Source organism: Avibacterium sp. 21-586 (assembly GCF_026226775.1).
GTDB lineage: Bacteria > Pseudomonadota > Gammaproteobacteria > Enterobacterales > Pasteurellaceae > Avibacterium.
Genome location: NZ_JAKKOD010000001.1, coordinates 242,451 through 255,849, shown reverse-complemented (window position 1 = coordinate 255,849; position 13,399 = coordinate 242,451). Strand labels below are relative to the sequence as shown.

12 protein-coding genes and 2 tRNA genes are annotated in these 13,399 nt (G+C 41.5%); 7 read left to right on the top strand and 7 right to left on the bottom strand.

The annotated features are described in order from the left end of the window. Positions 1-10: 10 nt before the first annotated feature. From L5B71_RS01190 to ccmA, 6 genes are all read right to left on the bottom strand, one after another. Positions 11-1,963 (bottom strand): heme lyase CcmF/NrfE family subunit, encoded by a 1,953-nt coding sequence (locus L5B71_RS01190; RefSeq protein ID WP_265756488.1) that lies wholly within the window; start codon positions 1,961-1,963, stop codon positions 11-13. Continuing rightward, positions 1,960-2,478, bottom strand: a complete 519-nt coding sequence (gene ccmE / locus L5B71_RS01185) for a cytochrome c maturation protein CcmE (protein ID WP_265756487.1) — start codon at positions 2,476-2,478, stop codon at positions 1,960-1,962. Before ccmE ends, L5B71_RS01190 begins: the two co-directional genes overlap by 4 nt. After that, a complete protein-coding gene (ccmD, locus tag L5B71_RS01180; protein ID WP_115249491.1) occupies positions 2,475-2,678 on the bottom strand; it encodes a heme exporter protein CcmD in 204 nt (67 codons plus the stop codon). The genes ccmE and ccmD overlap by 4 nt, the downstream gene beginning before the upstream one ends. 83 nt (positions 2,679-2,761) lie before the next feature. After that, positions 2,762-3,505 (bottom strand): heme ABC transporter permease, encoded by a 744-nt coding sequence (locus L5B71_RS01175; RefSeq protein ID WP_115249490.1) that lies wholly within the window; start codon positions 3,503-3,505, stop codon positions 2,762-2,764. A gap of 42 nt (positions 3,506-3,547) precedes the next feature. After that, entirely contained in the window at positions 3,548-4,213 is a 666-nt protein-coding gene (ccmB, locus tag L5B71_RS01170) for a heme exporter protein CcmB (RefSeq protein ID WP_126371397.1), read from the bottom strand. Positions 4,214-4,262: 49 nt separating this feature from the next. Continuing rightward, positions 4,263-4,913 (bottom strand): cytochrome c biogenesis heme-transporting ATPase CcmA, encoded by a 651-nt coding sequence (gene ccmA / locus L5B71_RS01165; protein ID WP_265756486.1) that lies wholly within the window; start codon positions 4,911-4,913, stop codon positions 4,263-4,265. A 531-nt stretch (positions 4,914-5,444) separates the two neighbouring features. Here ccmA and leuA point away from each other — a divergent pair. The 5 genes from leuA to L5B71_RS01140 all read left to right on the top strand — a co-directional run bounded on the left by leuA (position 5,445) and on the right by L5B71_RS01140 (position 11,742). Next, positions 5,445-6,998: a 2-isopropylmalate synthase gene (gene leuA / locus L5B71_RS01160; protein ID WP_265756485.1), complete on the top strand. Its 1,554-nt coding sequence runs from the start codon at positions 5,445-5,447 to the stop codon at positions 6,996-6,998. Positions 6,999-7,009: 11 nt separating this feature from the next. Further along, positions 7,010-8,086: a 3-isopropylmalate dehydrogenase gene (gene leuB, locus L5B71_RS01155; protein WP_265756483.1), complete on the top strand. Its 1,077-nt coding sequence runs from the start codon at positions 7,010-7,012 to the stop codon at positions 8,084-8,086. A gap of 289 nt (positions 8,087-8,375) precedes the next feature. Continuing rightward, positions 8,376-9,785, top strand: a complete 1,410-nt coding sequence (gene leuC, locus L5B71_RS01150) for a 3-isopropylmalate dehydratase large subunit (protein WP_265756482.1) — start codon at positions 8,376-8,378, stop codon at positions 9,783-9,785. Positions 9,786-9,794: 9 nt separating this feature from the next. After that, the gene (leuD, locus tag L5B71_RS01145) at positions 9,795-10,397 is read left to right on the top strand and encodes a 3-isopropylmalate dehydratase small subunit (RefSeq protein ID WP_265756481.1); all 603 of its coding nucleotides are present in this window, start codon (positions 9,795-9,797) and stop codon (positions 10,395-10,397) included. Between the two features lie 103 nt (positions 10,398-10,500). Continuing rightward, positions 10,501-11,742: an O-antigen ligase family protein gene (locus L5B71_RS01140; RefSeq protein WP_265756480.1), complete on the top strand. Its 1,242-nt coding sequence runs from the start codon at positions 10,501-10,503 to the stop codon at positions 11,740-11,742. A gap of 68 nt (positions 11,743-11,810) precedes the next feature. Here L5B71_RS01140 and folD read toward each other — a convergent pair whose 3' ends face one another. Continuing rightward, on the bottom strand, positions 11,811-12,671 hold the full coding sequence (folD, locus tag L5B71_RS01135) for a bifunctional methylenetetrahydrofolate dehydrogenase/methenyltetrahydrofolate cyclohydrolase FolD (protein WP_265756479.1): 861 nt from the start codon (positions 12,669-12,671) through the stop codon (positions 11,811-11,813). Between the two features lie 176 nt (positions 12,672-12,847). Between folD and L5B71_RS01130 the strand changes: the two genes are divergently transcribed. Then, positions 12,848-12,924, top strand: a tRNA-Pro gene (locus L5B71_RS01130). 29 nt (positions 12,925-12,953) lie between these two features. Beyond that, positions 12,954-13,030: transfer RNA gene (locus L5B71_RS01125), tRNA-Arg, on the top strand. Positions 13,031-13,399 lie beyond the last annotated feature (369 nt).

Sequence of the window (13,399 nt, the reverse complement as noted above, 5' to 3'; positions counted from 1 at the left end):
CACGACCTTCTTATTGAGCTTTAGTTAATAACTGTTTGAAACGGTAGCGTCTGTCAAGCATACAGAGCAAGCCACCTAAAGCCATAAATACACCGCCGAACCAAATCCAACGGATAAACGGTTTGTAGTATAAACGCAATGCCCACGCGCCATTACCAAGGCTTTCGCCTAATGCCACATAAAGATCGCGACTAAAGCCCCAGTCAATCGCCGCTTCCGTCATTGACATTTTACTCACCGTATAAAAACGTTTTTCAGCATACAACGTGGTTTCGTATTTGCCATTTTTACTGATCTCAATTTCCGCTTTGCCGCCGAGATAGTTCGGGCCATTGGCATCACTAATACCTTGGAATTTGAAATCATAACCTGCAATATCAATGCTGTCGCCTACGTTCATTCGCACATCACGTTCAATGCTGTAGTTTTGGCTAAAGGCAATGCCCCAAACGGTCATCGCGACGCCAAGATGGGCCAACACCATTCCCCAATGGGAACGAGAAAGTTTGCTTAGCCCCACAAAGAAATTGTGGCGATGGGTGGCGCGCTGTTGTAATTCGTATAATGCCAATACAGTGATAATCACCGTCATCATCACGCCAAGCACGGAGGTTGCGGTAATGCGATCTTGTAACCAATAAGGCAACACAAAGCCAGCAATTAGCATCAAAATTAGGCTGATAATCACAGGCGTTCTAATAGCAGAAAATTGATCTCTGCGCCATTTCACCAAAGGGCCAATACCAAGTAATAAGGCAAAAGGGATCATAATGTAAAGGAACATTTGATCGAAGAACGGCGCACCAATAGAAATGCTGCCCAAGCCAAGTTGTTTATGCACTAAAGGCAATAATGTACCTAAAAAGACCACTGCAAGTGCGGTCATTAATAGGATATTATTGAGCAATAACATAGTTTCACGGGAATAACGCTCTGCGTTATCTCTTGAGCGAATTCGGTTGCCTTTGTAAGCATACAGAGTGAGCGAGCCGCCAATCACCACGATCAAATAAGCCAAAATATAAAGCCCACGAGTTGGATCGGACGCAAAAGCGTGAACAGAAACCAAAATGCCTGAGCGCACAAGGAATGTGCCGAGCAAACAAAGGGAAAAGGCTAAAATTGCTAGCAATACTGTCCAAGCTTTAAACGAACCACGCTTTTCGGTTACCGCAAGAGAATGCAATAACGCCGTTCCTGCCAACCAAGGCATTAGTGACGCATTTTCTACGGGATCCCAGAACCACCAGCCGCCCCAGCCGAGTTCGTAATACGCCCACCAAGAGCCGAGTATAATTCCTAAGGTTAAGAATATCCAAGCCGCCATTGTCCAAGGTCTTGACCATCTTGCCCACGCCGTGTCTAGTTTGCCTGTCATTAATGACGCAATAGAAAAAGCAAACGCCACAGAAAAACCCACATAGCCCATATAAAGCAACGGTGGATGGAAAATCAAGCCGACATCTTGCAACAGCGGATTTAACTCTCGCCCCTCCACAGGGAAATCAGGGAACGTGCGGTCAAAAGGGTTGGAGGTGAATAAAACAAAAATTAAGAAACCAATACTAATCACCCCCATTACACCTAGCACACGAGCCACCGCTTCTTGCGGTAATGGCTTACTGAAAAAGGCAACGGCTACACTCCATAAAGCGAGCAACCAAATCCATAGCAATAGCGATCCTTCGTGTGAACCCCACACGGCGGATAAGCGGTAAGCCAACGGTAAGTTGGTATTGGAATTATTCACCACATATTGCACAGAAAAATCATTGGTGGCGAATAAATAGAATAAACAGGCAAACGCCAAAGTGAGTGAAATAAATAACCCATAAGTCATTGGACGTGCAAATGCCATTAGTTGCGCGTTATTTTTTTCTGCGCCATATAAAGGGAAAAATGCCAACAGTAGGGAAACGCCCAAACTCAAGGCTAACGCATAATTTCCTAATTCTGCGATCATTTTTTACCTTCTTGTTTTTCTTGACGATCACGCTCGCTTTCGCCCGTTAAATCTGAAATCCCCATTGGTTTATGCACTTTTTTCATTTGCTCACCTAATTCTGGCGGTACATAATTTTCATCATGTTTCGCTAGCACTTCACTTGCTTCCAACACCGTTGGTGTTTTCAACACACCTTGTGCCACAATGCCCTGCCCCTCACGGAATAAATCGGGCAAAATACCTTCATATTCCACGGTAATCGAAGGCCCAATATCGTTAAGATCAAACACCACTTTGAGGCTTTTGTCATCACGTTTCACCGTACCTGCCACCACCATTCCGCCAACACGAATACGCTGCCCCACTTTCGGTTTGGTTTGTGCATCGTCATTTTTACCATAGATCACTTCTGTTGGAGTGTAAAATAAATCAATATTTTGACGCAACGCATACAACACCAATGATGACGCCACCGCCACGCCAATTAACACAAATAACACGATGGTTAAGCGCGATTTACGTCTTGGATTCATAGGCTTTCTCCTGTTCTGCGGTTTTGTTCATATTGCGCGCGTTGTTGTTCGCGTTTAATTTCACTAATAAGTTTTTTCTTGCTCATCACGCCTTGCAAGATCAAACCTGCAATGGCTAAGAAAGAAACGCCATAAGAAAGCCAAACGTAAAAACCGTAGCCCCCCATATTCAGAAAATCACTCACAGATTCAAAAAACATCATCTTATCCTTACAAAATTAAAAATTCTTGAAAAAACCACCGCACTTTATTTTTACGAAAACGAAAGTGCGGTGCAAATTTGTTAAATTTTTTGCTGACTGACTAACGCTTTCACCCAAGGGCGTTTTTTCTCATCATTCAATAACGCTAAACGGTAACGCACTAAGGTTAAGCAAATGGTTAATGCCATAAAACCAAAAATCGATAAAATTAATGGAATTAACATTGGCGTGGCGATGGACGGTTTCTCAAATTTTGTGATGCTCGCCCCTTGGTGCAAGGTGTTCCACCATTCCACTGAAAAGTGAATAATCGGAATATTGATCACGCCAACAATAGATAAAATCGCAGCCGCTTTCATTCCCGTTGTGCGATCTTGGAAAGCGGAATACAGCGCGATCACACCTAAATATAAGAAAAATAAGATTAATGACGCAGTAAGGCGCGCGTCCCACACCCACCAAGTTCCCCACATTGGTTTACCCCAAATTGCACCTGTTGCCAAGGCGATAAAGGTGAATACCGTGCCGATCGGCGCCATTGCGATGATAGAAAGATGCGCTTGGCGAATTTGCCACACCAAACCAATCACGCCCGCAATCGCCATTGAAACATAAATGCTCATTGACCAAATCGCAGCTGGGACGTGGATATACATAATGCGAAAGCTGTTGCCTTGCTGATAATCTGCTGGTGCATAAGCCAAGCCCCAAACTAAGGCTGTGCCAATTAATAAGGTTGAAAGCACCACAAACCAAGGAATAAATTTTCCGCATAAATGGTATTGGGTTTCTGATTTGGCATAAGGGTGAAGCCATTTCCACATAATCAATCTTTCCTTTAATCAAAAAATAAAAACTTGTGCCCCTTATTCAAGGCTAATTCGTAATGCCCCCGCAATGGCAAAAGGCGATAAGGTCAGTGCCGCGCATAACATTGCGCCCAAAATAGCAAGTTGCCCGTTATAAGGCAAGGCAAGCGCTGCTGCTTCAAGGACAGACGCAGAAAAAATCAACACTGGAATAAATAAAGGTAACACCAACAAACTCAGCAACACACCGCCTTTGCGCAGCCCAACAGTGAGCGCCACGCCGATCGCGCCAAGGCAGCTTAAAATTGGCGTGCCAAGCAATAAGGTTAGCACCAATGCCCACCAAATATGGCTATCCAAAGAAAGCAATAATGCCGCAATGGGGGAAAGCAAAATAAGCGGCAAGCCGGTTAATAACCAATGTGCCACCACTTTCGCCAAGGCGGTTAAGGCCAAATGTTGAGAGCTGAGCATTAATTGCTCCAGCGAGCCGTCAATAAAATCATCGCGAAACAAACGCTCAAAAGAAAGTAAGGCAGAAAGCAGTGCAGCCACCCAAGCCACGCCGGGGGCGATTTCTGCCAGCAATTTTGGTTCAGGGCCAATCACTAACGGGAACAGGGTGATAATAATCAAAAAGAACCATAACGGATTGAGAATCTCCGTTTGTTTTCGCATCGCAATGCGTAATTCCCGTTTGATGATTTGCGCAAATATCTGCATAAAAAATTCTCTAATTTTGCACCGCTCTTCATCTATATCTATGATGAAACTATTCGCGGTGTGAATAACATTTATATTTCTCTAAATCTAACACTTGTAATTGTTCGCTTGGAATTTCTTGGTGGCTAGTTAAAATCACCATTCCGCCTTTTTCCACTTGCTGTTCAAATAAACGCGTTAAAATGCGTACGCCATTTTTGTCAATGGCAGTAAAAGGTTCATCTAAAATCCATAATGGCGCTTGGGAAAGCCACAGACGCGCAAGGGCAATTCGCCGCTGTTGCCCTGCGGAAAGTTGCCCTGAAATAATGTCTTCTCGCCCAATCAAGCCCACTTTTTCCAGCGCTTGCCAAAGCGCCTCCTCCCCTTGCTGACATTGACTAATAGCTTGATAAAATTTCAAATTTTCCCAAGGAGTGAGTTCTGGCTTAATGCCTGCGTGATGGCCTAAATACAACAATTGGTAATAATAATCTTCGCGGCATTGTTTAATCGCCTGCCCATTCCAACACACTTGCCCTGCCAAAGGCTGCGCAAGACCAACTAAAATGCGCAACAAGCTGGTTTTGCCAATGCCGTTATGTCCTTCAATCTGCACAAAATCACTGCTTTGCCAAGTGAGCGATAAATCCGTAAACAGGGTTTTATCACCACGCTGGCAGGTAATTTGTTCGAGCTGTAATTGATTGATTATTGACATAAAAATTCACCTACAAAGAAAAGTGTGGTGATTCTATCACAAGGGCGAAACGCCGCGTAGTTCTTCAAGCAAAGAAAAACTAACTCTTTTGTAGTATTTGTAGGTTATTATTGATTTAACGCAAAAATCCTTTTTGCTGTTTTGAGAAAAAATGTAATAAATTTTATCCACGCCATTTCTAAAAAAGTGCGGTATAAAAACGTAAACTCTTTAACCAAGTCAAAATATTTATCTACTTAAATTCAAAATAATAGTGTATTAATCTAATTCAAATTCTTATAAATCGTTTACTTTGGATAAAAATGCTAAAATTTTGTTTGACAGTTTATTTTTAATAGGTAAGATAAAACTCGTTTTCAAGAAGGATTATGTTTTATGTTTACTCGTGTTTTGCTCTCACTCCACCTGCTTCTCTCACAGTTTTTGTGCGGCTAGCTTGTGGATGAAAAACACGTAATGTAAAAACTTCCCAAATTTGACCCGCACTTTTTAGGCGGGTTTTTTTATATCTTCAAAATGAAAGGACAGATTATGCCAGATCAAGTGATTATCTTTGACACCACTTTACGCGATGGTGAACAAGCGTTGAAAGCCAGTTTGACGGTAAAAGAAAAATTACAAATCGCTTTTGCCCTTGAGCGTCTTGGCGTGGACGTAATGGAAGTGGGTTTTCCCGTGTCTTCCGCAGGGGATTTTGAATCCGTTCGCACCATTGCTACAAACATTAAGAATAGCCGAGTGTGTGCCCTATCGCGCGCGGTAGATAAAGATATTGATGTGGCGGCAGAAGCGTTAAAAGTGGCCGAAGCCTTTCGTATTCATACTTTCATTGCCACTTCTACCTTACACGTTGAAGCCAAATTACGCCGCACGTTTGATGATGTGGTAGAAATGGCGATCAACGCCGTAAAACGTGCGCGCCGTTATACCGATGATGTGGAATTTTCTTGCGAGGATGCTGGGCGTACAGGCATTGATAATATTTGCCGCATTGTGGAAGCTGCGATTCAAGCTGGAGCGACCACGGTGAATATTCCTGATACGGTGGGTTATTGCTTGCCAATGGAATATGGCAATATTATCGCCAATGTAATGAACCGCGTGCCGAATATTGATAAAGCGGTGATTTCTGTACATTGCCATAATGATTTGGGTATGGCGACCGCAAACTCTTTAACTGCGGTACAAAATGGCGCAAGACAAATTGAATGTACGGTAAATGGGATCGGCGAGCGTGCAGGTAACACTGCATTGGAAGAAGTGGTAATGGCGATTAAAACGCGTCAAGCCTTGTTTGGCGTCGATACTCGCATTAATACGCAAGAAATCCACCGCGTCAGCCAAATGGTCAGCCAATTATGTAATATGCCAATTCAGCCAAATAAAGCCATTGTCGGCTCAAATGCTTTCGCTCATTCTTCGGGTATTCATCAAGACGGTATGGTGAAAAATAAAAACACCTATGAAATTATGTCACCAGAAACCATTGGCTTGAAGAAAGAAAAATTGAATTTGACTGCAAGATCTGGTCGTGCTGCGGTGAAAAATCATATGGATTCAATGGGTTATCAAGAAAGCGAATATGATTTGGATAAATTATACGAAGCTTTCTTGAAACTCGCAGATAAAAAAGGTCAAGTGTTCGATTATGACTTAGAAGCCCTTGCCTTTATTGATATGCAACAAGGTGATGAAGATCGTTTAACCTTAGACGTGATTACTTCACAAATGATCAGCCATTTGCCCGCATCTGCCTTTGTGCAAGTGGAACTAGACGGTGAGAAATTAAGCCAAGTATCCAGCGGCGGTAATGGCCCTGTAGACGCGGTATTTAACGCTATCTTGAAAATCACCAATATTGATTTAAAAATGTTGAACTATAACTTAACCGCGAAAGGAGAAGGCGCTGAAGCGCTCGGGCAAGTGGATATTGTTGTGGAACACAAAGGACGCCGTTTCCACGGTGTGGGCTTGGCAACGGATATTGTGGAATCTTCAGCGCGTGCGCTTATCCACGCCATTAATGCGATCTACCGCTCGCATAAAGTAGAAAATTTAAAATTAAGCAAAAATGCAATCAATTAAGGAGTGATGTGATGAAAAATTATAATGTAGCCGTATTAAGTGGCGATGGCATTGGCCCAGAAATTATGGCTGAAGCCATTAAAGTGCTTGATGCCGTGCAGCAAAAATACGGTTTTCAGCTTAACTTTCGCCATTTTGATGTGGGTGGTATCGCCATTGATAAACACGGCACGCCATTGCCAGCAGAAACCTTAAAAGGCTGCGAAGAAAGCGATGCGATTTTATTTGGTTCGGTAGGTGGACCAAAATGGGAAAACCTACCGCCAAATCAACAACCTGAGCGTGGTGCGTTATTACCATTGCGTAAACACTTTGCTCTATTCTGCAACTTACGCCCTGCAACCTTATACAAAGGCTTAGAAAAATTCTGTCCATTGCGCGCAGATATTGCAGCGAAAGGCTTTGATATGGTAACGGTGCGTGAATTAACGGGCGGGATCTATTTCGGTCAGCCTAAAGGTCGTGAGGGCGAAGGAAGAAACGAAAAAGCCTATGATACAGAAATCTATCACCGCTATGAAATTGAGCGTATCGCCAAAGTGGCGTTTGAAACGGCAATGAAACGCACTAAACACGTTACTTCGGTGGATAAAGCCAACGTGTTGATCAGCTCTACCCTATGGCGTGATGTGGTGGAAGAAGTGGCAAAAGACTATCCTGAAGTGAGATTGGATCATATCTATATTGATAACGCCACAATGCAATTAATCAAACAACCTGAATTTTTTGATGTATTGCTTTGTTCAAATATTTTCGGCGACATTATTTCTGATGAATGTGCAATGATCACGGGATCAATGGGAATGCTTCCCTCCGCCAGTCTAAACGAACAAGGCTTCGGTTTATACGAACCTGCAGGTGGCTCAGCCCCTGACATCGCCGGCAAAGGCATCGCCAACCCAATCGCACAAATTCTTTCCGCCGCGATGATGCTGCGTTATAGCTTTGATCTCAATGACGCCGCCACCGCAATAGAAAGTGCGGTGAAAAAAGTGCTAGAAAATGGCTACCGTACCGCAGACCTTGCAGATGAAAGCACGCCTGTTTCAACGAAAGAGATGGGTGATCTTATTGTGGCTGAGATTTAAAAATCTCCCTCTCTCCCCTCTTTATATAAAGAGGGGGAAAAATGGGATACTCACTTTCTTTTAATTTAACCAAAATAAGAATAGCGCACCTTCGGGTTCCCTTCTGTTTTGCCCGAGTGTGAATGAATTTTTAGGAAAATTTAGTTTGCCTGAGGCACGAAGTGCCGAGTTCTAAATTTTCCGTTAAGAAAATTCATTCTAAGCGAGAAAAAGCAAAACAGCAGGGTGTGCTTTTTTGCCTACTTCTTTGCACAAGCAAAAAAGTAGGTTTACAAAACGAGTAATAAATATGAAAAAAACCCTATACGACAAATTATTCGATGCTCACATCGTTTACGAATCAGAAGGCGAAACGCCGATTTTATACATCAATCGCCATTTAATTCACGAAGTAACCAGCCCGCAAGCCTTTGACGGATTGCGTGTTGCCAATCGCCAAGTGCGTCAAGTGGGTAAAACCTTCGGCACAATGGATCACAGTATTTCAACGCAAGTGCGGGATGTAAATAAATTAGAGGGGCAAGCCAAAATCCAAGTGTTAGAACTTGCCAAAAACTGTGTCAATACGGGAATTGAATTGTTCGATATGAACACCAAGCAACAAGGTATCGTTCACGTTATGGGACCTGAACAAGGTTTAACCTTACCGGGAATGACTATCGTCTGTGGTGATTCCCACACTGCCACTCACGGCGCATTTGGCGCATTAGCATTTGGGATTGGTACATCAGAAGTGGAACACGTTCTTGCCACTCAAACTTTAAAACAAAGCCGTGCTAAAAATATGAAAATTGAAGTGCGTGGCAAAGTTGCCCCAGGAATTACGGCAAAAGACATTGTGCTTGCTATTATCGGCAAAACAACAATGGCAGGTGGCACAGGACACGTTGTGGAATTTTGCGGTGAAGCCATTCGTGATCTTTCTATGGAAGGAAGAATGACCGTCTGCAATATGGCCATTGAACTTGGTGCAAAAGCGGGATTAATCGCACCAGATGAAACGACTTTTGAATACTTGAAAGGTCGCCCTTATGCGCCGAAAGGCAAAGATTGGGACGATGCGGTGGCTTATTGGAAAACTTTGAAAACCGATGAGGGTGCAGAATTTGACACGGTGATCATATTAGATGCGAAAGATATTTCACCACAGGTAACTTGGGGAACAAACCCAGGGCAAGTAATCGGCATTGATCAAACCGTGCCAAATCCCGCTGAAATGAATGATCCTGTGGTACGTGCTTCTGCCGAAAAAGCCTTGGCTTATATTGGGTTAGAACCCAATGCAGATTTAACCCAAATCCCTGTTGATCAAGTTTTTATCGGCTCTTGCACTAACTCGCGTATTGAAGACTTACGCGCTGCCGCCGCGGTGATGAAAGGGCGTAAAGTTGCTGATAACGTAAAACGCGTGTTGGTCGTTCCGGGATCAGGTCTTGTGAAAGAACAGGCCGAAAAAGAGGGCTTAGATAAAATCTTTATCGACGCAGGGGCTGAATGGCGTAATCCTGGTTGTTCAATGTGTTTAGGAATGAATGATGACCAATTAGGCGAATGGGAACGTTGTGCCTCCACCAGCAACCGTAACTTTGAAGGTCGTCAAGGGCGTAATGGCCGTACTCATCTTGTTAGCCCAGCAATGGCTGCGGCGGCAGCGGTGTTTGGTAAATTTGTTGATATTCGCCAAGTGGAATTATATTAAGGAGAAATTATGGCAGGCTTTAAACAACATTCAGGCATTGTTGTGCCATTAGATGTGGCAAATGTGGATACCGATGCCATTATTCCAAAACAATTTTTGCAAGCCATCACGCGTGTCGGCTTTGGCAAGCATTTATTCCACGAATGGCGTTATCTTGATGCAGAGGGCAAACAACCCAATCCTGAATTTGTACTCAACTTCCCACAATATCAAGGGGCGAGCATTTTGCTCGCGCGTAAAAATTTAGGCTGCGGCTCATCTCGCGAACACGCCCCTTGGGCATTGGCAGATTATGGTTTCAAAGTGATGATCGCACCAAGTTTCGCGGATATTTTCTATAACAACAGCTTAAACAACCATATGTTACCCATCCGTTTAAGCGAAGAAGAAATCGAAGAAATCTTCCAATGGGTGTGGGCAAATCAAGGAGCGACCATTGATGTAGACTTAGAAAAAATGACCGTAACCGTAGGTGAAAAAGTCTATCCCTTTGAGCTAGATGAATTCCGCCGCCACTGCCTATTAAACGGCTTAGACAACATCGGCCTCACCCTCCAGCACGAAAATGCCATTGCAGAATATGAGAAAAATATTCCTGCGTTTTTGAGATAAACTTAAGGCTGACATAACGTCAGCCTAATTTTTATCTAAATACTAGTAATTTTGATCGTTTTAACACATACTTAGCGCCAAATTTGTCATTTTGGTATGATTTATGCTTAATAAAAATTATTCTTTTGGTTATCTATTTGTAAACACGGCTGTTTCAATTTATTTTTTATCCATCTTTCTTTTTAAGCGTAGCTATAACATTGCACCCGCTTTACTCATTTTAGCAGCACTGATTCTTTTTATAACAAGTAAAGAAAGAAAAAATATCTTTAAATTTAATAACGAACAAAAGACATTAGCGCTCAGTTATCTTTTCTACTTTGCAACACTTGCATTTTCTGTATTATTCCATCACGGAAAATTAAACGAATTAGATAACCCTAGTCGCATTTTACTATTCTTACCAATCATTCCATTATTAGTTAATTACAAACTTAGCTTTCATATTTTAATAAAAGTTATCCCTTTCTCTGCCTTATTAGCTGGAGTTATTGCACTTATTCAACGTTTTTGCCTTGGGTATGAACAAGCATATAGCAATGTTATGCATATTCAAGGCGGTGATATGGCTATGAGCTTAGGTGTATTTTCAATTTGTATTAGCTTATATTTTTGGACAAATAAAAATAAAAAATTTGCCTTATTCGTATTATTCTGTGCCTTAATGGGAATGTTAGGAAGCATTTTATCTACCGCTCGTGGTGGGTGGATTGGTGTACCATTTATATTATCATTTACCTTATATATTTATCGCAAAAAGCTGCCTAAATATTTTTTCCCTATTTTATTTTCTACCATTTCAACATTTGTTGTTATGGTTTCACTCACCAATACAGGGGGCATTATTGATCGCATCAATGCGGCTAAAGCAGATATTACGCAATATGTGAGTAGCGAAAACACTTCTACTTCTGTTGGTGCGCGTTTCGATATGTGGAAAGCCTCTTGGATTGCTATTCAAGAAAAACCTATTTTAGGCTGGGGAAAACAGGGAATTTACGATAAAAAGCAAGAGCTTGCAAAAGAAGGCGTTATTAGTGAATATGCAGCAAGTTTCGTGCATAACCATAATCAATTTATTGATGATACAGTAAAAAAAGGATTAATTGGACTTATAGCCTTATTATTTGTTTTTATTGTTTCTTTACGCTTTTTTATTAGTAACTTAAAAACAGATAATCCAGAACTATTATGCCTTTCTAATTTGGGTATCATTCACGTTATATCTACAATATTTTATAATTTTTCACAAAGTTTCTTTAGTCATAACTCAGGAAATATTTTCTATTTCTTTTTGATTGTGATTTTTTATGCTGCAATTAACGTGGTAAAGAATAAAAATTAAGATATAAAAATAATGCCCTATCATAAGGGCATTATTTTTAAAAGTGCGGTGTTTTTTTCTGTTATTTTTTATTTATTATCGACCAAATGCTTTTCATAAGCATACAACGTATTAAACATTAACATCGCAACAGTCATTGGACCTACACCGCCTGGTACTGGGGTGATGTAAGCTGCCCTTTCTTTTGCTTTGTCAAATTCCACATCACCAGAAAGTTTACCATCCACACGGTTAATTCCTACATCAATCACCACTGCACCTTCTTTAATCCATTCGCCCGGGATAAATTGTGGTTTTCCTACGGCAACCACTAATATATCCGCTTGTTTAACGTGGTGTTCTAAATCTTTTGTAAAACGATGCGTTACCGTAACAGTACAGCCTGCAAGTAATAGCTCTAACGCCATTGGACGCCCTACAATATTGGACGCACCTACAATCACAGCGTGCTGACCATAAAAATCGATGCCTGTGGTTTCTAAAAGTTTAATTACGCCGTAAGGGGTGCAAGCGCGCAGTGTAGGAATACGCTGGCATAAACGCCCCACATTATATGGGTGGAAGCCATCTACATCTTTGCTCGGTGAAATACGTTCAATAACAGAAGTGCTATTAATATGAGCAGGCAAAGGCAACTGAACTAAAATACCATCAATTAGTGGATCTGCATTTAGTTCATCAATCAGAGCAAGCAATTCTTGTTCAGTTGTACTTTCAGGCAAATCATAAGACTTAGAAAACATTCCAATTTCTTCGCAGCTTTTGCGTTTGCTGGCAACATATACTTGCGAGGCGGGATCGGCACCGACTAAAATCACCGCTAACCCAGGGGCACGCTTACCTTGTTGAGTATATTGTTGAATTTTTTCAGCTATTTTCGATTTAATTTGCTTAGATAATTCGATGCCAGAGATGATTTGAGCCGTCATTGCATTTCCTTCTATGAAAATAAGTACTGTGAACATAAGAACTGAGTATTTCGTTATTTTCTCAAAAAAATGATGATAATGTAAGTCTAACTGGAATAAATTTGAACAGTTAGAAGGAAAGCATAAAAAAACTTATTGACTACTCTAAAAAGAAACCTATAATAACCAACATCTTTCGGCGAGTAGCGCAGCTTGGTAGCGCAACTGGTTTGGGACCAGTGGGTCGTAGGTTCAAATCCTATCTCGCCGACCACTTCTTTTTTATCTATATCCATTTGAAATGCGCCCTTAGCTCAGCTGGATAGAGCAACGGCCTTCTAAGCCGTAGGTCATTGGTTCGAATCCAATAGGGCGTGCCATTATAGCAAAATCCCTTTTATATAAAAAAAATGATTTTCATTGATCAAATATGATATTTGCTTGAAAAATAACGTATTTTTCCATTTTTCCTTAATTTTCTACGCTCTATTTTTGGCTTGATTGTGATCGGCTTTGATCTGTTGTAACATTTATTTGCACCAAAAATGCACCAATTATTGCACCAAACCAAATATTTAAGATTTTATGGCAACATTTACAAAAAGAAATAACACTTGGCGAGCGCAAGTCAGGAAAAAAGGCGTTGTTAAATCAAAGTCATTCCGCACAAAAGCGGAAGCTGTCGCTTGAGCGAATAGAACAGAAATGGAAATTGATACAGGCTCATACAGTGAAATAGTAGATATTGT